At 70.7% G+C, this 24,009-nt stretch carries 18 protein-coding genes and 1 pseudogene; 13 read left to right on the top strand and 6 right to left on the bottom strand.

The features are described 5' to 3' along the window. Nucleotides 1-70: 70 nt before the first annotated feature. Both Ato02nite_RS17485 and Ato02nite_RS17480 read left to right on the top strand, forming a co-directional pair. Nucleotides 71-247 (top strand): annotated as a pseudogene (locus Ato02nite_RS17485) (transcriptional regulator); the annotation flags it as partial. A gap of 237 nt (nucleotides 248-484) precedes the next feature. Further along, nucleotides 485-904, top strand: a complete 420-nt coding sequence (locus Ato02nite_RS17480) for a PPOX class F420-dependent oxidoreductase (protein WP_213007595.1) — start codon at nucleotides 485-487, stop codon at nucleotides 902-904. Here the strand turns inward: Ato02nite_RS17480 and Ato02nite_RS17475 are convergent. After that, nucleotides 898-4,104 carry a GH92 family glycosyl hydrolase gene (locus tag Ato02nite_RS17475; protein ID WP_213007594.1) on the bottom strand — a complete coding sequence of 1,069 codons (3,207 nt, stop codon included), beginning with the start codon at nucleotides 4,102-4,104 and terminating at the stop codon, nucleotides 898-900. The two genes, Ato02nite_RS17480 and Ato02nite_RS17475, sit on opposite strands and share 7 nt — an antisense overlap. A gap of 199 nt (nucleotides 4,105-4,303) precedes the next feature. On the opposite strand from Ato02nite_RS17475, the gene Ato02nite_RS17470 reads away from it, so the two are divergent. The 6 genes from Ato02nite_RS17470 (at nucleotide 4,304) to Ato02nite_RS17445 (ending at nucleotide 13,837) form a co-directional block, all read left to right on the top strand. Continuing rightward, nucleotides 4,304-7,048, top strand: a complete 2,745-nt coding sequence (locus Ato02nite_RS17470; protein ID WP_213007593.1) for a putative bifunctional diguanylate cyclase/phosphodiesterase — start codon at nucleotides 4,304-4,306, stop codon at nucleotides 7,046-7,048. Continuing rightward, nucleotides 7,045-8,184, top strand: a complete 1,140-nt coding sequence (locus Ato02nite_RS17465; protein ID WP_213007592.1) for a type III PLP-dependent enzyme — start codon at nucleotides 7,045-7,047, stop codon at nucleotides 8,182-8,184. Before Ato02nite_RS17470 ends, Ato02nite_RS17465 begins: the two co-directional genes overlap by 4 nt. A 130-nt stretch (nucleotides 8,185-8,314) precedes the next feature. Then, nucleotides 8,315-9,526, top strand: a complete 1,212-nt coding sequence (locus Ato02nite_RS17460) for an MFS transporter (RefSeq protein ID WP_213007591.1) — start codon at nucleotides 8,315-8,317, stop codon at nucleotides 9,524-9,526. Between the two features lie 184 nt (nucleotides 9,527-9,710). Beyond that, on the top strand, nucleotides 9,711-11,444 hold the full coding sequence (locus Ato02nite_RS17455) for a discoidin domain-containing protein (protein WP_213007590.1): 1,734 nt from the start codon (nucleotides 9,711-9,713) through the stop codon (nucleotides 11,442-11,444). Nucleotides 11,445-11,479: 35 nt separating this feature from the next. Then, complete coding sequence (locus tag Ato02nite_RS17450) at nucleotides 11,480-12,691, top strand: DUF1996 domain-containing protein (RefSeq protein ID WP_246607108.1); 1,212 nt, start codon at nucleotides 11,480-11,482, stop codon at nucleotides 12,689-12,691. A 138-nt stretch (nucleotides 12,692-12,829) separates the two neighbouring features. Continuing rightward, the gene (locus Ato02nite_RS17445) at nucleotides 12,830-13,837 is read left to right on the top strand and encodes a LacI family DNA-binding transcriptional regulator (RefSeq protein ID WP_213007588.1); all 1,008 of its coding nucleotides are present in this window, start codon (nucleotides 12,830-12,832) and stop codon (nucleotides 13,835-13,837) included. Nucleotides 13,838-13,952: 115 nt separating this feature from the next. On the opposite strand, the gene Ato02nite_RS17440 is transcribed toward Ato02nite_RS17445, so the two are convergent. Then, a complete protein-coding gene (locus Ato02nite_RS17440) occupies nucleotides 13,953-14,786 on the bottom strand; it encodes an oxidoreductase (RefSeq protein ID WP_213007587.1) in 834 nt (277 codons plus the stop codon). 82 nt (nucleotides 14,787-14,868) lie between these two features. Here Ato02nite_RS17440 and Ato02nite_RS17435 point away from each other — a divergent pair, with 82 nt between their 5' ends. Then, a complete protein-coding gene (locus Ato02nite_RS17435) occupies nucleotides 14,869-15,453 on the top strand; it encodes a TetR/AcrR family transcriptional regulator (protein ID WP_213007586.1) in 585 nt (194 codons plus the stop codon). Here the strand turns inward: Ato02nite_RS17435 and Ato02nite_RS17430 are convergent. Next, a complete protein-coding gene (locus Ato02nite_RS17430) occupies nucleotides 15,407-16,597 on the bottom strand; it encodes an RNA polymerase sigma factor (protein ID WP_213007585.1) in 1,191 nt (396 codons plus the stop codon). The two genes, Ato02nite_RS17435 and Ato02nite_RS17430, sit on opposite strands and share 47 nt — an antisense overlap. Next, entirely contained in the window at nucleotides 16,585-16,956 is a 372-nt protein-coding gene (locus tag Ato02nite_RS17425) for a YciI family protein (protein ID WP_213007584.1), read from the bottom strand. Before Ato02nite_RS17425 ends, Ato02nite_RS17430 begins: the two co-directional genes overlap by 13 nt. Nucleotides 16,957-17,043: 87 nt before the next feature. Between Ato02nite_RS17425 and Ato02nite_RS17420 the strand changes: the two genes are divergently transcribed. After that, nucleotides 17,044-17,472: a YybH family protein gene (locus Ato02nite_RS17420; RefSeq protein WP_213007583.1), complete on the top strand. Its 429-nt coding sequence runs from the start codon at nucleotides 17,044-17,046 to the stop codon at nucleotides 17,470-17,472. 206 nt (nucleotides 17,473-17,678) lie between these two features. Here the strand turns inward: Ato02nite_RS17420 and dinB are convergent, their stop codons facing one another. Continuing rightward, nucleotides 17,679-18,863: a DNA polymerase IV gene (gene dinB, locus Ato02nite_RS17415; protein WP_438873047.1), complete on the bottom strand. Its 1,185-nt coding sequence runs from the start codon at nucleotides 18,861-18,863 to the stop codon at nucleotides 17,679-17,681. Between the two features lie 121 nt (nucleotides 18,864-18,984). Further along, a complete protein-coding gene (locus Ato02nite_RS17410) occupies nucleotides 18,985-19,986 on the bottom strand; it encodes a LacI family DNA-binding transcriptional regulator (protein ID WP_213007581.1) in 1,002 nt (333 codons plus the stop codon). Between the two features lie 110 nt (nucleotides 19,987-20,096). Between Ato02nite_RS17410 and Ato02nite_RS17405 the strand changes: the two genes are divergently transcribed. From Ato02nite_RS17405 to Ato02nite_RS17395, 3 genes are all read left to right on the top strand, one after another. Beyond that, nucleotides 20,097-21,116, top strand: a complete 1,020-nt coding sequence (locus tag Ato02nite_RS17405; RefSeq protein WP_246607107.1) for a Gfo/Idh/MocA family oxidoreductase — start codon at nucleotides 20,097-20,099, stop codon at nucleotides 21,114-21,116. Next, nucleotides 21,113-21,895, top strand: a complete 783-nt coding sequence (locus tag Ato02nite_RS17400; RefSeq protein ID WP_213007580.1) for a TIM barrel protein — start codon at nucleotides 21,113-21,115, stop codon at nucleotides 21,893-21,895. Before Ato02nite_RS17405 ends, Ato02nite_RS17400 begins: the two co-directional genes overlap by 4 nt. Nucleotides 21,896-22,044: 149 nt before the next feature. Further along, entirely contained in the window at nucleotides 22,045-23,967 is a 1,923-nt protein-coding gene (locus Ato02nite_RS17395) for a S53 family peptidase (protein WP_246607106.1), read from the top strand. Nucleotides 23,968-24,009: the final 42 nt, after the last annotated feature.

Genomic DNA, 24,009 nt, shown 5'->3' with positions numbered 1-24,009 from the left:
GCTGTCGGCCAGCGATGCCGTGGCGACCCGATCCCCGAACCGCCTGGCCGGGCATCGTGCCGAACCCGACCAGCCGGAGCATCACTACCGCTACGACCCAGGCAAGGCGCACGCATACGCCGCGACGACGCTGGCGTGGGCCGGCGATCCCGCCGCCGAGGTGGTCGCGCGGGAGGTGATCGCCGAGCTTCGGGCCGAGGATGCCCGGCCGCGGCGGATCGCGTCGGCTCAGCTCGACCTCGGCCTGGGCGGCACCTGCGGCGCGGACTGGCCTGCCGCCCGGCCCGGGAGAGCCTTCGGGCCGAGTTCGACCGCACCCGACTGGCCATGCTGATGTGGACCCATCTGGAGCATTACGCGCTCGATGCCGGGCCGGGTCCGTTGCGGGGCGCCTTCGATCGGTTCCTGGCCTGGACCCGGCCATGATCCGGCGCCTCGAACTGATGGCCGTCGCCGGGTCGCCCGGCACAGTAGATTCAACGCCATGTCCGAAGAGCAACTGTGGGGTGTCATCGCCGGCGGAAACCTCGGCACTGTGGCGACCCTCAAGAAGGACGGGCGGCCTCAGCTGTCCGATGTCAGCTACACCGCCGGTGACCGGCTCGTGCGGTTCTCCACCCGGACCGCGCTGGCCAAGGTGCACAACCTGCGCCGCGACCCGCGGGTCAGCATCAAGGTCACCGCGCCCGGTGGCTGGGGTTACGCGGTGGGTGAGGGCACGGCCGAGCTCAGTGCGGTCTCCTGGGCCGAGGACGACGCCACCGTCGAGGAGCTGATCGAGATCTACCGGACGATCGCCGGCAAGGAGCATCCGGACTGGGACGACTACCGGCGGGCCATGGTGGCGGACGGCCGGCTGGTCGTCCGCATCCACGTCGAGCACCTCTACGGCTGGGTTCAGTAGAGGCTGACCGCATAGACGAAGAGACCGGCGGCGGCGGGCAGCGTCACCGAGCGCAGCTGCTTCCCGGAGGCGCCCGCCGCCGGCGGGACGGTCACGCCGAAGAGTTTGACCGGCGGGCCGTCCACGCCCTGGCCGGCCTTGATCCGGTGGTCCATGGCCAGCACGGTCGTGGTTCCGGCGGCGGGATCGCCGGCGCACCAGTCGGCCACGGTCAGCGGCACCGACGCGTAGCTGCCGTCCGTGTAGCCCACCGTGAGCCCGCCGCTGACCGGGCCGTTGTGGCTGGTCGCGACCAGGTGCACGCCGGTGAACCCGGTGGGCAGCAGCAGGGGCTGGCCGGCGGCGGCCACGAAGTTCGGCGCGGTGCCGGCCGGCGACGGCGCGTTGTAGGTGACGCCGGCCCAGGTGACCGGGCCGGCCGGCGGGAGCAGGTCGCCGTCGAAACTCCAGCCGCCGCCGTCGAAGTTGCCGTCGGCGGGCGCGGCGACGGTTGCGGTGCCGTCCCGCGACAGCATCGGGCCAAGATCAACTGCGCATCCCGAGGACGAGGAAAAAGCACAGGTCAACGGCGTACTGACGACCAAGCTCGCCGTCGTCGCCTCCGGCTGGGCGCCGCTAACGCTCACTTGCAAGGGGTACGAGGCGAGCGCCGCACCCTGCGGGGCCGTCACCGTTACTGCCGCTGAGGCGGAAACCGGCAGGTGGCGTGACGTGATCGGCCGCGGCTGACGGACGGACACCTGCCATCCCTCGGGCACCGTGGCCGTGACCCGCGGCCGCAGCACACCGGGCGCCTGGCCGACGATGTCCACGGTCAGCGTGACGCTGCCGCCGGGAGCGAGCGCCGCCGACGAGGGCCGGACGGCGGCGTCGAGGTGGGTGCGGTTGTCGGCCGGCGCCTGGTTGACCGACGGCGGCTGGTCGGCGGCCGCGGTGCCCCAGCGGGACGGTGCGTCGCCGAGGGTGTGCGCGATCGTCCCGCCCGACCCGATCGCCGACCAGGGGATCCAGTTCTTGGCCAGCGATCGTCCGCCGACCGAGACGCGCTGGATGTAACGGCGGGTGTCCGAGGCGCCGGGGGCGGTGATGGTCAGCGGGTGCCCGGCCACGTCCACCACCGCGGACGGGAACTGCGGGCTGGACACGGCCAGGAAGTTGGCGCCACTCATGGTGGGGTACAGCCCGAGCGAGGAGAACACGTACCAGGCGCTCATCGTGCCGAGGTCGTCGTTGCCGGTCATCCCGTCGGGGCCGGTGGTGAACAGGGTCATCGCGGCCCGGACGACCGTGGCGGTCTTGGCCGGCGCCCCGGCCCAGTGATAGAGGTACGGCGCGAGCAGGTCAGGCTCGTTGTTCGGGTTGTAGGTGTGTTTCGAGTAGTACTCGTAGGGGCTGGCGATCCAGGCGGTGCGCGCGGTGCCGGCCGGGTCGGTGAGCAGCCCGGGGTAGGCGAAGAAGTCGTCGAGCCGCTGCTCGGTGGCCCGCCGCCCGCCCATCAGCCCGACCAGCCCGGCCGGGTCCTGCGGCACCAGCCACTGGTATTGGTAGGCGCCGCCCTCGTGGAACTGCTCGCCGGCGGCCACCGGGTCGTACGGGGTGAGCCAGGTGCCGTCGACGGTCCGCGGCCGGAACTGCCCGATCGAGGAGTCCCAGAGGTTGCGGAACCACTGGCCGCGCCCGGCGAGGAGGCGGGCATCCGCGGCGTGGCCGAGCCCGGACGCCATCAGCGCCAGGGACGCGTCGGCCGCCGCGTACTCGAGGGTGGCCGACGCCGGGTGCTGGCAGTCGTTGTCGCCGCCCTTGGCCACGCAGTCGGTGCCGAGGCGAAGCCCGGAGGGGATGTAGCCGCGATCGGCGTAGTAACGGACCCCGGTGCGCCCGTTGTACGGCGACGACGCCGGCGGCTCGCTGAGGGCATTCGCGCGCAGCAGCCCGTACGCCTCCTGCTCGTGCCCTTGCAGCAAGCCCTTGGACCAGGCCTCGACCAGGAACGGGGTGACCGGGTCACCGGTCATGATGTTGGTTTCGCTGTTGGCGAGCGCCCAGCGCGGCAGCCACCCGCCGTCCCGCCCGATCGCGAGCACGGAGAGCGCGACGTCCCGGGCGACCGCCGGGGTGAGCAGTTCGAGCAGCTGGTTCTGCGGGCGGTAGGTGTCCCAGAGGGAGAAGTTCTGGTACGGCGTGTATCCGTCGGCCCGGTGCACGGCCCGGTCGAAGCCGACGTACGACCCGTCCACGTCGCCGGCCAGGTTCGGGTGCAGCAGCGAATGGTAGAGCGCGGTGTAGAAGGCGATGCGCCGGTCCGCCGTACCGCCGCCGATCTTGATTTTGGAAAGCGCGGCCTCCCACGAAGCCCGCAGCGAGGAACGGACCTGGTCGAAGTCGTAGCCGTCGCCGGTCTCGGCGGCGAGGTTGGCCCGCGCCCCGGCGAGACCGGTGTAGGAGAGCCCGACCTTGACCACCACGCTGGTCGAGGCGAACGTCGCGAACGCACCGTTGCCGCCGGTCCCGCTCGCGTCCCGGGAGCCGGCCGTGACGGACGAGCCGCGCCAGGTGCCGAAGGACGCGAACGGCTGGTCGAAGGAGGCGGTGAAGTAGACGGTGTGGTCGTCCTTGCCGGCGCAGAAGTTGCCCGCGTGCACCCGGCCCTCGACGGTCCGGTCCCCCACCACGTGGATCTCCGAGTCGAACACGGACTGGTTGGCCTTACCGGTGTTGAACAGGACGTTCGCGCTGCTTCCGGCCGGGAACGTGTAGCGCTGCCAGCCGGTGCGCGCGGTCGCGGTCAGCTCGGCGTCGACGCCGTAGCGGGACAGGCCGACCCGGTAGTAGCCGGGCGAGGCCTCCTCGTCGTCGTGCGAGTAGGCCGAGCGGTAGGCGGCCGGGTCGACGCTGACCGCCCCGGTGGTCGGCATGATCGGCAACTCGCCGGCCACCCCGCAGCCGACCCCGGAGAGGTGGGTCTGGCTGAAGCCGTAGATGGTGCCCTGCTTGTAGTCGTATCCGCCCTGGCCCCCGGTGTCCGGGCTGACCTGCACCATGCCGAAGGGCGCACTCGCGCCGGGGAAGGTGTTGCCGAAGTTCTCGGTGCCCACGAAGGGGTTCACCAGGTCTATCGGCTGGTCGGTCGGCGCGGGCGCGACGTTGGCCGGCGCGACCAACAGGGCGGCGAGCACCACAGCCGAGGTGAAGGCGGACATCGAAACCTCCCGTGACGGGCGTGATCTGCCGTTGACAACGTTGTCGCAAACAAGTGACAGGAGTCAATGCGTTCGCAACCGATTTGCACCCGGCGCCATCGCCTCTGCCCAGGAAAACCCTCAAGCCGGTGCCACGGATCCCGATCTCCCGTACAGCCGCTCATCTCGGGGCGGCTACCACCGGACCGGAGAACGTCTGATGGGTGCCACCCCAGCACGGCTGAAGACACCGGTCGCGCACGGCCGGCGCTGGCCACAGTTGTGCCTGGTCGTGGGCGCGGCCGTGGTCGTCTTCGCCGTCGTGCTCAGCACCGGACTGGGCGGTCCGCGGGTGTCGCAGGCCGTCTCCGACTTCGGGCTCTGCTACGCCGCCGTCTCGGCCGCTGTCGCGAGCCTGGTCTGCGCCGCCTGGTACACCGGTCGCGCCCGGGTCGGCTGGGCCCTCATCGGGCTGGGTACGCTCAGCTGGGCCCTCGGCCAGGCCGCCTGGATGCTGCTGGAACGCTCCGGGGCCGAGCCGCCGCGGTTCCCGTCGGTGTCGGCGGCCGGCTTCCTCGGCATGGTCGTGCTCACCTCGGCCGGCCTGCTGGTCCTGCCGAGCCCGGCCCAGGCTCTCGCCAACCGCATCCGCAGCGTCCTGGACGGCCTGATGGTGGCCACCTCACTGACCCTGATCGCGTGGATCTTCGTGGTCGCGCCCCGGTTCGACGACGGCCGGCAGACCCCGTCGTCGCTGTACTTCAGCATGGTCAACCCGCTCGGTGATGTCGTCATCATCACGATCGTGCTGTACATGCTCGCGCAGCACCGCGGGCGGCGCCCGTTCAGCACGCTGATGCTGGTCGGCACCGGGATCGGCGCGTTCGCGATCTCCGACATCTGCTACGCCTACCTCAACCTGGTCGACGGCTACCGGCCCGGCTCGGTCACCGACATCGGCTGGTTCGCCGGCTTCGCGCTGATCCTGCTCGCCGCCATGAAGCCGCTGCCGGCCCAGGACGACGCGGCCGGCCCGGCCGGGAGCAACCAGCCGGTCGGCCTGCTGCTGCCCTACATCGCGGTGCTCGCGGCCCTGCTCACCACCGTCTTCTGGTATGCCAAGGTGGGGCACAGCGACCTGTTCGTGGCATACACCCGCTCGGCGCTGATCCTGCTGATCGTCGGCCGGCAGCTGCTCACCCTGCGGGAGAACCGCCACCTCACCCGCAACCTGGAGGACCGGGTCGCCGACCGGACCGCCGAGCTGTTCGCCAGCGAGCAGCGGTTCCACGCGCTCGTGCAGCACAGCTCGGACGTGGTCACCGTGGTCAGCCCGGAGGCCGACGTGCTCTACCAGAGCGAGTCGGTGCAGCGGGTCTTCGGCTTCCCGGCCCGGCTGTTCACCGGCCGCCGGCTCACCAAGATGTTCGACCCGGAGTCGGGCATCCGGCTGGCCCAGGCGCTGCGCCAGGTGGCCGGCCGGCCGTACGCGACGACCATGCTGGAACTGCCGGTGCGGCACCACGACGGCCGGATCCGGCAGGCCGAGGTCACCATCACCAACCTGCTCTCCGACCCGAGCGTCGCCGGTCTCGTGCTCAACACCCGGGACATCAGCGAGCGCAAGGAACTGCAGGACCAGCTCGTCCACGAGGCGTACCACGACGCGCTCACCCAGCTCGCCAACCGCGCGCTGTTCCGGGAGCGGGTCTCCGAGGCGCTGCGGCACCGCGGCCCGGACGACGACGTGACCGTGCTCTTCCTCGACCTGGACGGGTTCAAGGAGGTCAACGACAGCCTCGGCCACCTGACCGGTGACCAGCTGCTGGTGCAGGTCGCCGACCGGCTGCGCGCCTCGGTGCGCGAGGACGACGTGGTCGCCCGGTTCGGCGGCGACGAGTTCGCCGTGCTGATCCAGGCGTCGCTCGACGCCGACGACGCCGAACAGGTGGCGCGGCGCATCGTCGAGGTGCTCGAGCAGCCGTTCCGCAGCGAGGCCCGGGACATCCACGTGCAGGCCAGCATCGGCCTGGCCGCGGCCAGCGTGCTGGGCGAACCGGAGGGCGACGGCGCCGAGCAGCTCATGCGTAACGCCGACCTGGCCATGTACAAGGCCAAGTCGGCCGGCGGCGCCTGCTTCGCGGCCTACGACCCGGAGATGCTGGCCGGCCTGGTGGCCCGGCTCGAACTCGAGGCCGACCTGCGGGCCGCCCTCGACCGTGGTCAGCTGCACCTGCACTACCAGCCCACCGTCGACCTGGCGACCAGCGAGGTGATCGGCTTCGAGGCACTGGCCCGCTGGGAGCACCCGACCCGCGGCATGATCCCGCCGACCGAGTTCATCCCGATCGCCGAGGCGACCGGGCTGATCGTGCCGCTGGGCCGGTGGGTGCTGAGCGAGGCGTGCCGGCAGGCCGTCGAGTGGTCGGCCGCGGCCGGGGGCCGGCCGGTCAAGATGGCGGTGAACGTCTCGGTGCGTCAGTTCGACCGGGCCGACCTGGTCGAGGTGGTCGCCTCGATCCTCGCCGAGACCGGCATGCCGGCCGACCAGCTGTGCCTCGAGATGACCGAGAGCGTGCTGATGACCGACACCGACGACAACCTGGAGCAGCTGCTGCGGCTCAAGGCCCTCGGCGTCACCCTGGCCATCGACGACTTCGGCACCGGCTACTCGTCGCTGGCCTACCTGCGCCGCTTCCCGGTCGACACCCTCAAGATCGACCGCTCGTTCGTGGAACGGCTCGGCGCCCTCACCGACGACACCGCGCTGGCCGACACCATCGTGCAGCTCGGCAAGAGCCTCGGCATGGCCACCGTGGCGGAAGGCATCGAGGAGTTCGGCCAGCTGGCCGCGCTGCGCGAGATGGGCTGCCACTTCGCCCAGGGCTACTACTTCTCCCGTCCGGTCCCGGCTGCCGAGGCCGGCGAGCTCTTCCTGTCCGCCGAAGTAAAGGGAGCCGCATGAGCACCGTCGCGTTCGCCGCCCCGATCGCCCTGCGACTGATCGACGTACCGGCGCCCTACCTGGTCACCGACCTGGACGTCGTCGCCGACCGGTACGCGGCGTTCGCCGGCGCACTGACCGGGGTGCGGGTCCACTACGCGATGAAGTGCAACTCTTCGCCGGAGATCCTGCGGACCCTGGTCGCGGCCGGCTCGGGCTTCGAGATCTCCTCGATCGCCGAGCTGCGGATGCTCCAGGTGCACGGCGTCGACCCGGCCGACGTGCTCTACAGCCACCCGATCAAGCCCCCCGGCATGATCGCCTCGGCCGCGAAGGCCGGCGTCCGGCGGTTCGGCTTCGACTCGCCCGGCGAACTCACCAAGATCGCCGAGAACGCCCCCGAGGCGTCGGTCTACGTCCGGCTGCGGGTCGACGACAGCACCAGTGTCTTCCCGGCCGGCAACAAATTCGGGACGGACCTCGAGGAGGCCTACGACCTGATGCTGCTGGCCCGCCGGCTCGGGCTCCAGCCGTACGGGGTCACCTTCCACGTCGGCTCGCAGTGCCAGAGCACCGGGGCATGGCGGTCGGCGATCCGGCAGGCCGGCGTGCTGATGGACCGGCTCCGCGACGAGGGCATCGAGCTGGAGATGCTCGACCTGGGCGGCGGTTTCCCGGCCCACTACGTCGCCGGCGACCCGTCGATCGAGCAGCTCGGCCGGGTCGTCGCCGAGGAGATCAACCTGCTGCCGTACCGGCCGGGGCTGGTCACCGCCGAGCCGGGCCGGTTCCTGGTGGCCGAGGCGTCGGTGCTGGCCGCCACGATCATCGGGCGGGAACTGCGCGGCGAGGAACACTGGCTCTACCTCGAGGTCGGCGCCTACCACGGGCTGATGGAGCCGTTGCAGTCGCCGGGCGGCTGGGACTACCCGATGTCGAGCTCGCTGCCCGACCACGACGAGCTGCCCACGCTGCCGTTCACCATCGCCGGGCCGAGCGGTCACGCCACCGACGTGGTCGGGTACGCCATCCCGCTGCCGGCCGGCCTCACCGTCGGCGACGTGCTCTACTTCGGCTCGGCGGGCGCCTACACCCTCGCGTACGCGTCAAATTTCAACGGCTTCGCCCCGCCCACCCCGCTCTTCATCGGCGGCTAGACTCCCTCGCATGACAACCCCTTGCGGCATCGCTGCCCACTCCGGTGTCGTGCGCATTCTGCCGGGCTGATGACCCTCTACTAGGCACGTCCATGGCACCGGGCCTTCTCCGGCCCCAGGATGCTTCCGCATGTCTTCGTACCGCCTGTACCTGCTCATCTGTGGTCTCGGCTCGTTCGCGGGCACGACCGCCTTCACCCTCAATCTCATCTATCAGGCCACCGAGGTCGGCCTGTCCCCGCTTCAGCTCGTGCTGGTCGGCACGCTCATGGAGACCGTCTGCTTCGTCGCCCAGGTGCCCACCGGCGTCATCGCCGACCTCTACAGCCGCCGCCTGTCGGTGATCGCCGGCTACCTGCTGATGGGCGCCGGCCTGCTGATCTGGGGCCTGATCCCGTCGTTCGCCGCGATCCTGGTGGCCAACGTGGTCTGGTCGGTCGGCGTGGTCTGCGTCGACGGCGCCGAGGAGGCGTGGGCCGCCGACGAGATCGAACCCTCGGTGGTCACCAAAGCCTTCGTGCGCGGCGGCCAGCTCGGTCAGGCCGGCTCGCTGTTCGGCATCGTCGCCGCCACGCTGCTCGCCTTCGCCGGGCTCGGCGTACCCATCGTGGCCGGTGGCGTGCTCACGGTGCTCCTCGGCGTACTCCTGGTGGTCTTCATGAAAGAGGAACGCTGGTCGCCCGCCGAGACCCGCGGGTCCTGGCGGTCGATGGGCCGGCAGGTCGCGGCCGGCGGCCGTGCGGTCCGGCGCAGCACGCTGCTGGCCGGCATCGTCGCCGGCACGTTTTTCGCGGGCATGAGCAGCGAGGGTTTCGACCGGCTGAGCCAGCCCTTCCTGCTGCCCTTTTTCGGTACGGCCGCGGAGCAGCTCGTCTTCGGCGGGCTGGCCATGGTCGCGACCCTGGGCTCGATCGGGCTGACCGGCCTGATCGGGCGTCACCTGCACACCGGACACCCGCGCCGGATCGGCGAACTGATGACGGCCGTGCAGGCGGTCACCGCGGTCGGCATGATCGGCTTCGGCCTGGCCGGGCAGTGGTGGCTCGCGATCGGGCTCTACCTGCTGGTCCGCCTGCTGCGGAACACCGCCACCCCGATCATGACGGTCTGGCTGGTTTCGGCGACTTCGGCGGGGAGCCGAGCGACGGTGTTCTCCATCCAGGCCCAGGCCGACGCGCTCGGCCAGATCGTGGGCGGCCCACCGGCCGGCGTGGTGGGTCAGCGCCGCTCGATCGGCGCCGGCATCTCGGCGGCCGGCGTGTTCCTGCTGCCCGCGGTGGCGGTGTTCGCGCTGGCCGCCCGGCGTTCTCCGTTATCCGCTGACCGGGCGCCGGTCTCCTAGGTGTGAACGGGTCGCCGCCGGTTCCGGAACCGGCGGCGACCTGGGAAGCGCTTCCCGAGGCTGCTACCAGGCATTGACAGGGATTGAAGCAGCGGTTCACAGTGTCAATCAAAAGAGCGCTTTCACAGCACTTTCCCCGGTGCGAAACCGCTCTGACACAATCCCCGACCCAGGAGTCAACCCCATGACATCCCCAATCCTGGTCCGCAGACGACCCTTCGCCCTGGCGCTGGCCGTTCTCGGCCTGCTCGCCTCCTACTTCGTGGTCACCATGACCCGCGCCGACGCGGCCGAGGTCGTCGTCTCGCAGGGCAAGCCGGCCACGGCATCGTCCACCCAGATCGCCGGCGCCTACCTGGCGTCCGAGGCGGTGGACGGCAACAACGGCACCCGGTGGGCCAGCGCGTACGGCGCCGCCCAGTGGTGGCAGGTGGATCTGGGTACGCCGACGGCGGTCACCCGGATCGCGATCAACTGGGAGGCGGCGTACGCCAAGGGCTTCACCATCCAGTTCTCCTCGGACGGTGCCAACTACTCCCAGGCCTATGCCACGACGACCGCCACCGGCGGACAGCAGAGCATCACGGTCAGCGGCACCGCCCGCTACGTCCGGATAAACCTGACGGCACGGGCGCTCGAAGCGTACGGCTACTCCTTCTGGGAGTTCCAGGTCTTCGCCGGGGGAACCACCACCCCGACCACGCCGCCGGCGACCACCACTCCTCCGGCCGGCACCGCGCGGCTGCTGTCCTACAACAAGCCGGCCCAGGCCTCCACCTGGCAGAACGACGTCAACTGCAACCCGTGCAGCCCGGACAAGGCGTTCGACAACGACCCGGCCAGCCGCTGGGCGACGAGCTCCACGAACGGCTGGGTCGACCCGGGCTGGATCTCGGTCGACCTCGGCGCCACCGCGCAGATCAGCCAGGTCGTCCTGCAGTGGGACCCGGCCTACGGCAAGGCCTACCAGATCCAGGTCTCGCCGGACAACGTCAACTGGACCTCGATCTACAGCACCACCAACAGTGACGGCCTCAAGGACGTCATCAACGCCACCGGCACCGGCCGCTACGTCCGGATGTACGGCACCGCCCGCAGCAGCGCCTACGGCTACTCGCTGTGGGAGTTCAGCATCTACGGCACCGGCGGCGCACCGACCGCCCCGCCCGCCAAGCCGGCCGACCCGACCTTCCCGGCCAGCCGCCTGGTCTTCGCCGACGAGTTCAACGGCACCTCGGGCACGCGGGTCGACCAGTCGAAGTGGACGATCGACCCGGGCACCGGGCAGAACGGCGAGCAGGAGTACTACACCAACGGCGACAACGCGGCCATGGACGGCCAGGGCCACCTGGTGATGACCGCCCGTAAGGAGGCCGTCGGCGGCCGCGACTACACGTCGCACCGGATGAACACCGGCGGCAAGTTCACCTTCCAGTACGGCCGGGTCGAGGCCCGGGTGAAGGTGCCGAAGGGTCAGGGCTTCTGGCCGGCGTTCTGGATGATGGGCGCGGACTTCCTGACCGGGCGCCCGTGGCCGTACAACGGCGAGGTCGACATCATGGAGGTCCTCGGCAAGGACACCTTCACCAGCTACTCCACGCTGCACGCGCCGATGTACAACGGCGGGGGCGGCTACGGCGGGTCGTACAAGGCGGCCGGCGGTGCCGACCTGTCCAACGACTTCCACACCTGGGCGGCCGAGTGGGACTCGAAGGGCATCAAGTACTTCCTCGACAACACCCAGGTCTTCTACGCCGAGAAGGAGACGGTGGAGAACACCCGGGGCGCGTGGATCTTCGACCACCCGTTCTACCTCATCCTCAACCTGGCGGTCGGCGGTGACTGGCCGGGCGCGGTCGACGCCACCACGCCGTTCCCGTCGCAGATGCTGGTCGACTACGTGCGGGTCTACCAGTGAGGCGGGCCTTGCTGGCCGCTTTGTTGATAGCCGCCTTGTTGATCATCCCGGCGCAGGCGAACGCCGCCGACGGCTTGATCTCGCAGGGCAGGACGGCCACGGCGAGTTCCAGCGAGAGCGCCGCGTTCCCGGCGTCCAACGCCGTGGACGGAAACTTCGGGACACGGTGGTCGAGCGCCTTCAGCGACCCCCAATGGCTGCAGGTCGATCTGGGCGCGAGCGCCACGATCACCTCGGTCCTGATCGACTGGGAATCGGCGTACGCGCGAAGCTTTTCTCTTAAAACATCGGCCAACGGGAGCAGTTGGACGACCGTCTACAACACCACGGCCGGTGCCGGCGGGCGGCAGACGCTCACGGTGAGCGGCACCGGACGATATGTCCGGCTGGAAACCACTGTCCGGGCCACCCAGTGGGGTGTCTCGCTCAACGAGTTCCAGGTCTTCGGCAGCGGCGGGTCGACCACCACACCGACCATCCCGCCGGGCGCGGTGCGGGTGGCCGAGTTCCTGGCCGACTGCCCGGCCAGCCACCGGCTGCCGGACGACCCGATCATCTTCCCCAACCTGCCCGGCGCCTCGCACATGCACAGTTTCTTCGGCAGCGAGACGACCAAGGCCAGCACCACGGTCAACGACCTGCTCAATGCGAACAGCAACTGCAACCCGTCGATCGACAAGTCGGCGTACTGGATCCCCACCTTCTACAACAACAACGTCCCGGTCGAGCCGACCACCGGCGTCTTCTACTACCTGGGCGAGGGGGTCAGCGACGCGCTGATCGCGCAGACCCAGCCGTTCCCGCTCGGCCTGCGGATCGTGGCCGGTAACGCGAAGGCCACCGGGCCGGCCGACAACACGATCGCGCGCTGGTCGTGCCTGGGCGCGGGCCAGGTGAACCCGTCGGCGGACTTCGTCACCTGCCCGGCCGGCTCGATGCTGGAGTCCTACCTGGACTTCCCGCACTGCTGGGACGGGAAGAACCTGGACTCGACCGACCACAAGAGCCACATGGCCTACCCGGTGGGCAACGCCTGCCCGGCCAGCCACCCGGTGGTCGTGCCGAAGCTGCGCCAGGTCATGCGGTACCCGGTGAACGGCAACCCGGCGGGCTTCCGCCTGGCGTCCGGCGCCGGTTACACGATGCACGGCGACTTCTTCAACGCATGGCCGGTCGACGAGATGGCCCGCCGGGTCAACGACTGCATCCGCATCATCGTCAAGTGCGGCGCGGACGGACGGCCCTAGATGGCCATGGGTGCCGCCACTGCGGGCGGTGGCGGCACCCGTCGGCCGCCCCCACGGGGAGAGAGCGCTCTCAACGGCGCTGCTGCTATAACAGACCGCATGAATCCCCGGCCGGCTCGCGGTGGCCAGCATCCGACGATGGACCAGGTGGCCGAGGCGGCCGGCGTCTCCCGGGCCACGGTCTCCCGCGTGATCAACGGCGCCCCCAGCGTCGACTCCAAGATCCGCGAGATGGTCCAGCGCGCGATCGCCGAAACCGGCTACGTCCCCAACGTCGCCGCGCGCAGCCTGGTCACCCGCCGCTCCAACTCGGTGGCGCTGGTGATCAGCGAGCCCGACCGCCCCGACAACCACAGCTTCCTGAACCGCATCTTCACCGACCCCTACTTCGGCCGGATCACCGCCGGCGCGACCAGCGCCCTGCGCCCGCACGACATCCACCTCGTGGTCATCCCGACCGACTCGACGGACCATCACCAGGTGGTCCGCTACCTGCGCCAGGGCCACGTCGACGGCGTCCTGCTGATCAGCAGCCACGAGCAGGACACGCTCCCCCGCCAGGTGCACGACCTGGGCATCCCGGCGGTGGTCTCGGCCCGCCCGACGTCCCCGATAGCCGTGAGCTACGTTGACGTCGATCAGCGCCTGGGCGCCCGCCTGGCCGCGGAACACCTGCTCAACCGGGGTTGCCGCGCGCTGGCGACAATCAGCGGGCCGCTCGACATCCCATCCGGCCTGGACCGCCTGGACGGTTACCGTTCGTTCCTGGCCACCCGAGGCTTCCCCACGGTGCCGTCCATCGAGGGAGACTTCACCCGAGCCGGCGGCGAGGCCGCGGCTCGCCAGCTCCTAACCGATTTCCCCGACATCGACGGTCTTTTCGTAGCAAATGATCTGATGGCGGAAGGCGCTTTGCGCGTCTTCCAGGACCTCGGCCGCCGAGTCCCCGACGACATCGCCGTGGTCGGCTTCGACGACAGCAGCGCCGCCCTGGACTGCCGCCCGCTGCTGACCACGGTCCGCCAGCCCGTGGAAGAGATGGCCGCCGAGATGGCCGAGGTCCTGATGGCCCACATCGCCACCCCCGGCCGCCTGCCGCGATCGGTAACTTTCCAGCCGTCGTTGGTCATTCGAGATTCCGCTTAACGTACGGGCATCAAAACGGTCCGCTGGCACTCAGAGCCGGCCAGGCGCCCGGTCCCAGCCGTAGGGCGCCCCCGGCCAATTGCCGGGCCAACCCAGGCGCCCGACCCGCTCGGGCTCAGGCGTCGTCCGCCGGGAAGTCGGCGGCGCGGCTGATCTCCGCCCACTCCGCCGCCTCGGTGGCGCGTTCCGTCGAGGAGCGGTCGGCCAGGTCGACGGCAGTGGCGCCGAGCAGCAGCCGCAGCGGCGGGTTGGGGTTGCCGACCAGGTCGACCAGGATGCGGGCCGCGCGGGCCGGGTCGCCCGGCCAGGTGCCGGCGGTCTCCCGGCGGAAGGTGTTGGTCTTGCCGACGGTCTCCTCGTAGTCGGGGCTCACCGGGTGGAAGCTCATCGAGGCGCCACCCCAGTCGGTGCGGAACGGGCCGGGCTCGACGATGGTGACCTTGATGCCGAGCGGCTTGACCTCGGCGTTGAGCACCTCGGAGAAGCCCTCCACGGCGAACTTCGCGGCCTGGTAGGCAGCCATCCCGGGAGTGCCGCCGACCCGCCCGCCGATCGACGAGAACTGCAGGAAGCGACCGGCGCGCCGGGCCCGGAAGACCGGCAGCGCGGCCCGGGTCACGTTGACCACGCCGTAGAAGTTGGCCTCCACCTGAGCGCGGAAGTCGTCGAGCGGGGTGTCCTCGATCGAGCCGGAGTTGCCGTACCCGGCGTTGTTGGCGACCACGTCGATCCCGCCGAAGCGGGCCACCGCCTGCCGCACGGCTGACTCGGCGGCCGCCGGGTCGGTGACGTCGAGCGGCAAAGCCAAAACCCGGTCGCCGCCCAGGCCGTCGAGCTGTTCCGGGCGGCGGGCGGTAGCCACGACGTTGTCGCCGGCGTTCAGGGCGGCGACGGCCAGTTCCCGGCCGAAGCCACGGGAGCTGCCGGTGATGAACCAGGTGCGAGCCATCTCTCTACCTACCTACTAGTTGGTTGGTTACGCTCCCCAGTGTAAGTTGGCAACCAACCGGTTGGTTGGTTAAGCTCGTCACATGCCCCCTCGCGTACGTGACGCCGACGCCTCCCGCCGCCGCATCCTGGCCGCCGCCACCGCCGAGTTCGCGGCGCACGGCATCGCCGGCGCCCGGATGGACCGGGTCGCGGCCGAGGCGGCCAGCGCCAAGGAGCGCATCTACGCCTACTACGGCAACAAGGACGCCCTGTTCGACGCCGTCTTCACCGAGACGATCCGGCAGATCCTCGACGCGGTGCACTTCGACGCCACCGACCTGCCCGGTTACGCCGGCCGCATGTTCGACTACTTCACCGACCACCCGGAGGCCCAGCGCCTGACCACGTGGTACAGGTTGGAGCGCCCGGCCGGCCGCGCCCTGGCCGCGGTGGTCGAGGCCAACCGCGTTCGCCTGGAGGCCCTGGCCGCCGCCCGGGTGACCACCGACTTCTCCCCCGTCGAGCTGCTCACCCTGATCCAGGCGATGGCGAGCGCGTGGGGCACGATGAACCCGGAGTTCGCCGAGGCCGCAGCCGCCGCCGACCGCCCGTCCCGCCGCCGCGCGGTGATGGCCGCGGTCAGTCGGCTGCTTTCGACTCCAGATAGCGCTGCTCGGGCCGGCTGAGCGTGAGCCGCGCCGCCAGCCGGTAGAACTCCCGCGCCCCGGCCCGGTCGCCGGTCAGCTCCAGCAGATGGGCCCGCACCGCCGCGGTCCGGTGGTGCCGGGCCAGCACCGGATCGGCGGCGATCTCGTCCAGTGCGGCGAGCCCGGCTTCCGGGCCGTCGACCATGGCCCGTGCCACGATCCGGTTCAGCGTCACCATCGGCCCCGGGTCGAGGGCGTGCAGCATCCCGTACAGGGCAAGGACCTGCGGCCAGTCGGTGTCCTCGGCCCGCGCCGCCTCGTCGTGGATCGCCGCGATCGCGGCCTGCAGCTGGAAAGGGCCGATCGGCGCCCGCGCCAGGGCGTCGGTGATGATCGCGACGCCTTCGGCGATCGCGGCCGCGTCCCAGCGGCCCCGGTCCTGCTCGGCCAGCGGGACCAGGGTGCCGTCCGGGCCGGTACGCGAAGGCCGGCGCGCGTCGGTGAGCAGCATCAACGCGAGCAGCCCGGCCACCTCGCCGTCGTCCGGCAGGCGGCGGTGCAGCTGCCGGGTCAGCCGGATCGCCTCCCGGGTCAGCTCCACCCGGTTCAGGGCGTCGCCGGAGCTGGCCGTGTAGCCCTCGTTGAAGATCAGGTACAGCACGTGGCGGACCGCGGTGAGACGCTCGCCCGTCGCGGGCAGGTCGAACCGGGTGCCGGTGTCCCGGATCCGCTGCTTGGCCCGGCTGATCCGCTGGCCGACGGTGGCCTCCGGCAGCAGCAGCGCCCGGGCGATCTCCGCGGTGGTGAGCCCGCCGACCGCCCGCAGAGTGAGCGTGACCTGCGCCGGCAGACTCAGCGCGGGATGGCAGCAGAGCAGCAGCAACGCCAGCTCGTCATCGCCCCGGACCGGTGGCGCCGGCTCGCTCCCGGCCGCCTCCTCGCGGCGCCGGCGAGCGGTCTCGTTGCGCAGCAGCTCCACCCGCCGGCGGCCGGCCACCGTGATCAGCCAGTTCCGGGGTTGCTCCGGGACACCGGTCGCCGGCCACTGCCGGGCGGCCGCGATCAGCGCCTCCTGCACCGCGTCCTCACAGGCCTCGAAGTCGCCGTAGCGGCGCACCACGGCCGCCAGGACCTGCGGCGCGCATTCCCGCAACAGTTCCGGCAGCCCGGTCACAGGTCCCATGTGCTCATGTCGAGGATCGGGCGCACCTCGACCCGGGTGTAGGCGGCGTCCGGTGCCTTCGCGGCCCATGCGACCGCCTCGTCGAGATCCGCGACGTCGATCAGGTAGAAGCCGGCCAGATGCTCCTTGACCTCGGCGTACGGTCCGTCGGAGGTGATCGTCTTCCCGTCCCGCACCGAGACCTGGGTGGCCAGGGCCGGGTCGCCCAGGCCTTCGCTGACCACCAGCACCCCGGCCTCCCCCATCTCCTCGGTCAGCCGCCGGTGACCGCGGCCGAAGTCGATCCGCTGCTGATCGGTCAGCGTCTCCCAGACGGCCAGCGACTGCGGGTTCGACTGGATCAGGATCAGGTATTTCATGCTTCTCTCCTTCTCTCTTTCCCGGGACGTCGAAACTGCCCGGCCCGGCTTCGACATCCCGGGAAAGAGAGAAAGGTAGGACCCGTCATGGACGAGATCCGGGAAGTCATCGAGGGCAAGGCCGCGCTGCTGCAGAAAGGTGACGCCAGGGCCATCCTGTCGTACTACGCGCCCAGCTTCGTCGAATACACCCTCGCCCCGCCGCTGCAACAGCCCGGTGACGCCCGCGACCCGGCCCCGCTGGCGGCCTGGATCGCCACCTTCGAGGCACCGCCGCGCCGCGAGGTCACCCGGTTGGAGATCACCACCGATGGCGACGTGGCCTTCGCGACCAGCCTCGACAGCCTGACCGCGGTGCCGCGCGGCGCGACCGACAGCTTCACCCTGTGGTTCCGGGTAACGCTGGGCCTGCGCCGCATCGACGGCCGCTGGCTGGTGACCCACGAGCACGAGTCGGTGCCGTTCGAGATGGACGGCTCGTTCCGCGCCTCGACCGGGCTGACCCCCACCGACTGACCCGGGGGGACGAGGCCGGCAGAAGCGGAAGCCGGCGCGGGCGGTGAAAGGGCCCCGCCGCAGGCGGGTGGTGGGCCGGCGCTTGGGTCGGGTCCGCCCGGATGCGGGCGCTCGGAGGGTGAGTCTCGCTCAGCGGGACCGCGTGTCACGGGACCGGTCCGACGCCGTACCGAAAAATGAGCGTGAGCGGACCGGGAAGCCCGGTGTCAGTCCGGGAGGATCGGGACCGATGGGTTCAGGGTGCGGCCCAGGGAAGCGGCCCGGGACAGGGCGGTGGAGCCGAAACGGTCGCGGACCGCGTCCATCGCCACGTCGAGGCCGTCGTCGGACAGTTCGTCGAACAGGGACGGCTGGATGTTGGCGTCGGTGTCCAGGTTGCTGACCGCCACGCCGACCAGGGTCAGGCCGCGGGTCTCGATCAGCGGGCGGGCCTCGGCCAGCAGGGCCCGGGCCGTCTCCAGGACTGCCCGGGTCTGCATCGTCGCCTTCAGCAGGCTGCGGGATCGGGTGGCCCGGCCGAAGTCGTCGAAGCGCAGGCGCAGCGTCACCGTGCGGCCGGCCCGGTTGGCGCCGCGCATGCGGCGGGTGACCCGGTCGACCAGGGCGGCCAGGGTCGCGTCGATCTCGGCGAACGGGCGGGGGCGGCGGCCCAGCGCGCACTGCGACCCGATCGAGCCGCGCCGGTGGCCGACCCGGACCCGGCGCGGGTCGCGGTTGTGGGCCAGCGCGTGCAGGTGCCGGCCGGCGTGCACGCCGAGCATGGTGACCAGGGCGGCCTCGCCGATGCGGGCCACGTGGCCGACCGTGTTGACCCGGTGCTCGCGCAGCTTGGCCGAGGTGACCGGGCCGACGCCCCAGAGTCGCTCGACCGGCAGCGGATGCAGGAAGTCGAGCTCCGTGCCGGGCGGCACCTCGAGCAGGCCGTCCGGCTTACCGACCGCGCTGGCGACCTTGGCCAGGAACTTGGTGTCGGCGATTCCCACGGTGATCGGCAGGCCGACTCGTTCGCGCACCTGCGCGCGCAGGACCGCGGCGATCGACCGCGGCGAACCGCGGATCTTGCGCAGGCCGGTGACGTCGAGGAAGGCCTCGTCGATCGAGATGCCCTCGACGAGCGGGGTGGTGTCGCGGAAGACCTCGAACACGGCTTTGCTCGCCGCGCTGTAGGCCCGCATGCGGGGCGGGACCACGACGGCGCGTGGGCAGAGCGCCCGGGCTTGAGTGAGGCCCATGGGGGTGCGGACACCGCACGCCTTCGCCTCGTAGCTCGCCGCCAGCACCACCCCCATGCCGACGAGCACCGGGCGCCCGCGCAGGGCGGGGTCGTCACGCTGCTCGACCGACGCGTAGAACGCGTCGAGGTCGGCGTGCAGGATGCTCATGCCGAGCATCTTAGAACATATGTTCGACTGCCAACCTTTCGGTAGGCGTCGGATGAGGCGTTGTTTGCCGACCCAGACGACGTTGATGGTGCCCCGAATGCGAGATTCTCTGCCGTCCGAGGGTTCTTGATCATGGTGAAGTCGGCGGTCCGGTGGTGCTTCGGACGACGAGATGCGGCGGGACGACGTCTCGGTGGGTGATCGTGGACCCTTCGACCCGGTCGATCGCCCGGGCGACGGCGAGTCTGGTCATGGTCGCGGTGTCCTGGGCGATCGTGGTGAGGTTGACGTGAGCCAGCCGGGCCAGCCGGCTGTCGTCGTAACCGACGACGCTGACGTCGTCGGGCACTTTCAGTCCGTGGTGAGCGAGGACGTCGAGGACGCCGGTGGCGCAGCGGTCGTTGAACACGGTGACGGCGGTCGGCGGATCGGCCAGGAGCGCCCGGGCCGCGGCCGCGCCGTCTTCTTCGGTGAGGCCGCCCCGGATGATCCTTGTGTGCCGGTCCAGGGCGTGGCGGCACATGGCGTCGCGGTAGCCGCGGCGTCGCTGCGCGGCGCCGGGCGCGTGCCCGCCGTCGATATGGGCGATGCTGCGGTGTCCGAGCTGGACCAGGTGGTCGACGGCCTGGTGCAGCCCGTCGGCGTCGGCGGTATGGACGACGTCAACGGCCGCGCCTCGAACGCCCCGGGCCAGCACGACGACGGGTAGCCGGGTGGCCAGCCGAGCCAGGCTCGCCGTGGGCGTTTGCGGACCGAGCAGGATCAGCGCTTCGCAGCGGTCCTGCAGCAGACCGGCGGTCGCTTCCGTCTCGTCGCGGTCCGGTGTGACCGCGCTCAGTGCCAGTTCATAGCCGGTCTCGCGGGCCGCGGTGTAGAGAGCCGTGACCAGATCGGCGTGGAAAGCGTGTTGGATGCCGAACACGACCCCGAGTAGGCGGCTGCGGCCGCTGCGTAGCAGCCGCGCCCCTCTGTCCGGGTGATAGCCCAGCTCGTCGGCGGCGTCCAGAACCCGGCGGCGGGTCTCGGCGCTTGCGCCCGGTTCGTTGCGCATCACCAGCGACACCAACGACTTGGACACACCCGCTCGCGCCGCCACGTCGGCGAGGGTCGACCTGGGCCCGGTACTCCGCACCGGCCCAGCCTAGTCGCAGACTCTGGAACGTTCCAGCCTCACGTCTTGACGTCACCACCTCAGGTGGCCCACGCTCGTTCTATGGAACGTTCCAGTAGAAGGGCGAGTTCATGACGGCCGATTTCCTCGGCATGGCGTTGATCGGGTCGGGGCGGATGGGGTCGTTCCACGGTGCGACGGTGAGCCGGCGCCTGCCGAGCGCCCACCTGGTCGCAGTCGCCGACCCCGCGCCGGGCGCGGCCGACGCCCTGGCCGGCGCCCTGCACGCCGACCGCTCCTACACCGATGCGGCGCAGGTGTGGGCTGACCCGGACGTCGAAGCGGTGCTGATCGCCGCCCCGGCACGGTTCCACGCCGGCCTGATCGTCGCGGCGGCGGAAGCCGGCAAAAGCGTGTTCTGTGAAAAGCCGATGGCGCTGAGCCTGACCGACGCGGAGCGGGCCATCGACGCCGCCCGGGCCGCCGGGGTGGCGCTGCAGGTGGGGTTCAACCGGCGGTTCGCGCCGGACTGGCAGGCCGCCCGGGCGCTGCTGGAGGCGGGGCAGATCGGCGCGCCGCGGCTGCTGCGGTCGCTGACGCGGGATCCGGGCGGCTTCGACCCGGCGCGGGTAGCACCGGACACCATCTTCCTCGAGACGTTGATCCATGACTTCGACACGCTGCGGTTCCTCAATCCGGGCGCGAAGGCCGTCGAGGTGTACGCGGTCGCCGACGCGCTGGTCGAGCCGGACTGGCGCGATCGGGGCCTGCTCGACACGGCCGTGGTCACGGTGCGTTTCGACAACGGCGCCGTCGGCATTGCGGAGGGGTGCTTCGAGGCCGCCTACGGATACGACGTGCGCGGCGAGGTGTTCGGCCCGGGCGGCATGACCACCCTGGGCGACGGCCGCCGCAGCACCATGACCTTCTCCGGCGCCGCGGGCCGAATCACCGAGACCGTCCGTGGCGACCAGGAGCTGTTCGCCGGTGCCTACACCGCCGAGCTCGCCGCGTTCGTCGACGCCGTCCGCACCGGAACCCCGCCCCGGGTAACCGGCGAGGACGCCCGCGCCGCCCTCGAAATCGCCCTGGCCGCCGCCGAATCGGTACGCGCCGGTCGCCCGGTCCGGATCGACGAGGTGGCCAGGTGAGCGGCTACCGGCTGGCGGTCTGCGCCGAGATGATGTTCCTCGACCTGCCGTTCCCGGAACGTGTCCGGCGCATCGCCTGCCTCGGCTTCGAGGTCGAGATGTGGAACTGGGCCGGTAAAGACATCGACGCCCTCGCCGGAACCGGCGCCACCTTCTCGTCCATGACCGGCTACCTGCGCGGCACCCTCGCCGACCCGGCCGGCGCCGACGAGCTACTGCGCACCGCGCAGCTGTCCCTGCAGGTCGCCGAGCGTCTCGACTGCCCGCGCCTCAATGTCCACGGCACCGGCCTGGACGATCAGGGACTGCCCGTCCTCCCCGCCGCCGTCGTGACACCGGCGATGTGGCTCACCGCGGCGCGGACCCTCAGCCGCCTCGCCGAGCTGGGCGAACGCGCCGGCCGCGTGTTCACGCTGGAGAACCTCAACACCGCCGTCGACCATCCCGGCACCCCGTTCGCGACGGCCGCCGACACGATGGCCCTGGTCGAAGCCGTCGGCAGCCCGCACGTACGCATGAACCTGGACCTCTATCACGCCCAGATCGGCGAAGGTAACCTCATCCAGCTCGTCGAACGCGCCCTGCCGTTCGTCGGTGAAATCCAGGTCGCCGACGTGCCGGGCAGACACGAACCCGGCACCGGCGAAATCCACTACCCCGCCATCGCCGCCGCCCTCCGCCGGCTCAACTACTCCGGCGTGGTGGGGCTGGAAGGCTGGGCATCGGACCAACCGGAACAGGCGCTGGACCGCTTCCGCCACGCCTTCGGCACCAGCTGACCGCCCCCAGCAAAGAGGCTCTGAGCTGGGAAGATATCTATCTATGCAACAGAAATTTCTTCGTATGAGTATTGACCGATGAACATCGATCGGCGTTATGTGGGGAGGTTCATCCATTTGGAGGCACAGTGAAGTCAAGAACGCTGGCGATGGTTGTCGCACTCGGCACCGCCGCCGCCTCTGTCCTCGGAGCGGGCCCGGCCACCGCCGCGCCCCGCCCCGGACGGCACGCCCTCAGTGGCAGTCAGCCACGCTGGCTGGCCCGGGCCAAGGCCACCGGCAGCGCACCGGCGGCCGCTGAGTCCATCTCCTTCGGCATTCTGCTCAAGCTGCGCGACAGTGCGGCCGCCGAAGCCACCCTGGCCAAGATCTCCGACCCGTCGAGCGCGAGCTACGGAAAGTGGCTCACGACGGCCGACTTCAAGGCCCAGTACGCGCCCGCTCAGTCCGATGTCGACTCGGTCCGCACCTGGCTCAAGGGGCAGGGCTTCGCCCTGCGGGACACCCTCGGCGGGATGTATGTCGAGGCGTCCGGCAGCACCGCGCAGATCAACAAGATTTTCGGTACGACCGTGAAGAACTACTCGTACCAGGGCAAGACCGTGCACGCGAACAGCACCGAGCTCTCCCTGCCGGAGAACACCCCCTCGGCGGTGCTCGGTGTGGTCTCCGGGGTGCTCGGACTCGACCAGGGCCAGGCGCTCAAGACCCCGGGCGACACCCTGCCGGGCCCGGACACCGGCTTCCGGGCGGGCAAGCCCTGCTCGTCCTACTACGGCGAGAAGACCGCGACGGCGCAGCCGTCCGCCAACGGCAAGAAGCAGCCGTACGTGGTCTGCGGTTACCAACCCAAGCAATACCAATCGGCGTACGGCGTAAGCGATCTGATCAAGCGGGGCGTCGACGGACGTGGCGTGACCGTGGCGGTCACCGACGCGTTCGCCTCGCCGACGATCGCGGCCGACCTCGCGAAGTACAACCGCAAGCACGGCCTGCCCGCGTTCGGCCGGCAGCAGTTCTCCCAGATCACCCCGGCCCCGGACGGCTACGACCTGGTGGACGAGTGCGGCGGCGCCGGATGGTACGGCGAGGAGACCCTCGACATCGAGGCCGTGCACTCGATGGCGCCGGGCGCGAAGGTCGTCTACGTGGGCGGTGCCGACTGCTCGACGGGCCTCGACGAGGCGTGGGCCACCACGATCGACAACCACGTGGCCGACATCGTGACCAACTCGTGGGGCACCGGCACCGACAAGGTGGCGGACCTGGGCCAGGAGTACATCGACTTCTACCAGCAGTTCTCGCTGGAGGCGGCGCTGACCGGCATCACCGTGGACTTCTCCAGCGGCGACGCCGGTGACGAGACGCAGGGCGGCACCGTGCCCGAGGCGAAGACGGTCGACTTCCCGGCCGACCTGCCGTACGTGACCGGGGTCGGCGGCACCAGCGTCGGCATCGACAAGCACGGCAAGCGGGTGTGGGAGCACGGCTGGCAGACCGCGTACTCGCCGCTCTCCGCGGACGGGAAGACGTGGGAGGCGCCGGCCTACTCGTCCGGTGGCGGCGGTGGCACGAGCATCCTGTTCGGGCAGCCGTTCTACCAGCGTGGCGTCGTGCCGGACTCGATCTCGAAGTACTTCGGGGCGACCCGGATGCGGACCGTCCCGGACATCTCGATGCCGGGCGACCCGAACACCGGCTTCATCGTCGGTCAGACCCAGGAGTTCACCGACGGCACGTACTACGACGAGTACCGCATCGGTGGCACCAGCCTGGCGTCGCCGCTGCTCGCGGGCCTCCAGGCGGTGCAGAGCCAGAAGGCGCACCACCCCGTCGGCTTCGCCAACCCGGCCTACTACCGCAAGGCCGGTACGGCGGCGATCACCGACGTCACCGCGCCGAAGAAGCCGGTGCTGCAGGTCCGGACGAACTTCGTGAACGGCGAGGACGCGTCGGACGGCCGGCAGTTCCTGCTGCAGACGGTCGACGTGCAGACGACGACCATTCACAGCACCCGCGGCTACGACGCCGAGACCGGCGTCGGCGTCCCCGGGCCTGGCTTCTTTAAGTAAGCAGCGTTCAAGTAATTCACGTAACACGCAGGAAATCGATGT

Origin of the sequence: Paractinoplanes toevensis (assembly GCF_018332695.1) — a bacterium.
Taxonomy (GTDB): Bacteria; Actinomycetota; Actinomycetes; order Mycobacteriales; family Micromonosporaceae; genus Actinoplanes; species Actinoplanes toevensis.
This window is presented reverse-complemented; position numbering and strand designations above follow the sequence as displayed.

Bases quoted from the DNA above. Each gene is read 5' to 3' on its own strand.
- Ato02nite_RS17480 (WP_213007595.1), top strand. From the start codon at position 485: ATGTCCGAAGAGCAACTGTGGGGTGTCATCGCCGGCGGAAACCTCGGC.
- Ato02nite_RS17475 (WP_213007594.1), bottom strand. From the start codon at position 4,104: ATGTCCGCCTTCACCTCGGCTGTGGTGCTCGCCGCCCTGTTGGTCGCG.
- Ato02nite_RS17470 (WP_213007593.1), top strand. From the start codon at position 4,304: ATGGGTGCCACCCCAGCACGGCTGAAGACACCGGTCGCGCACGGCCGG.
- Ato02nite_RS17465 (WP_213007592.1), top strand. From the start codon at position 7,045: ATGAGCACCGTCGCGTTCGCCGCCCCGATCGCCCTGCGACTGATCGAC.
- Ato02nite_RS17460 (WP_213007591.1), top strand. From the start codon at position 8,315: ATGTCTTCGTACCGCCTGTACCTGCTCATCTGTGGTCTCGGCTCGTTC.
- Ato02nite_RS17455 (WP_213007590.1), top strand. From the start codon at position 9,711: ATGACATCCCCAATCCTGGTCCGCAGACGACCCTTCGCCCTGGCGCTG.
- Ato02nite_RS17445 (WP_213007588.1), top strand. From the start codon at position 12,830: ATGGACCAGGTGGCCGAGGCGGCCGGCGTCTCCCGGGCCACGGTCTCC.
- Ato02nite_RS17440 (WP_213007587.1), bottom strand. From the start codon at position 14,786: ATGGCTCGCACCTGGTTCATCACCGGCAGCTCCCGTGGCTTCGGCCGG.
- Ato02nite_RS17435 (WP_213007586.1), top strand. From the start codon at position 14,869: ATGCCCCCTCGCGTACGTGACGCCGACGCCTCCCGCCGCCGCATCCTG.
- Ato02nite_RS17430 (WP_213007585.1), bottom strand. From the start codon at position 16,597: ATGGGACCTGTGACCGGGCTGCCGGAACTGTTGCGGGAATGCGCGCCG.
- Ato02nite_RS17425 (WP_213007584.1), bottom strand. From the start codon at position 16,956: ATGAAATACCTGATCCTGATCCAGTCGAACCCGCAGTCGCTGGCCGTC.
- Ato02nite_RS17420 (WP_213007583.1), top strand. From the start codon at position 17,044: ATGGACGAGATCCGGGAAGTCATCGAGGGCAAGGCCGCGCTGCTGCAG.
- dinB (WP_438873047.1), bottom strand. From the start codon at position 18,863: ATGCTCGGCATGAGCATCCTGCACGCCGACCTCGACGCGTTCTACGCG.
- Ato02nite_RS17405 (WP_246607107.1), top strand. From the start codon at position 20,097: ATGACGGCCGATTTCCTCGGCATGGCGTTGATCGGGTCGGGGCGGATG.
- Ato02nite_RS17395 (WP_246607106.1), top strand. From the start codon at position 22,045: ATGGTTGTCGCACTCGGCACCGCCGCCGCCTCTGTCCTCGGAGCGGGC.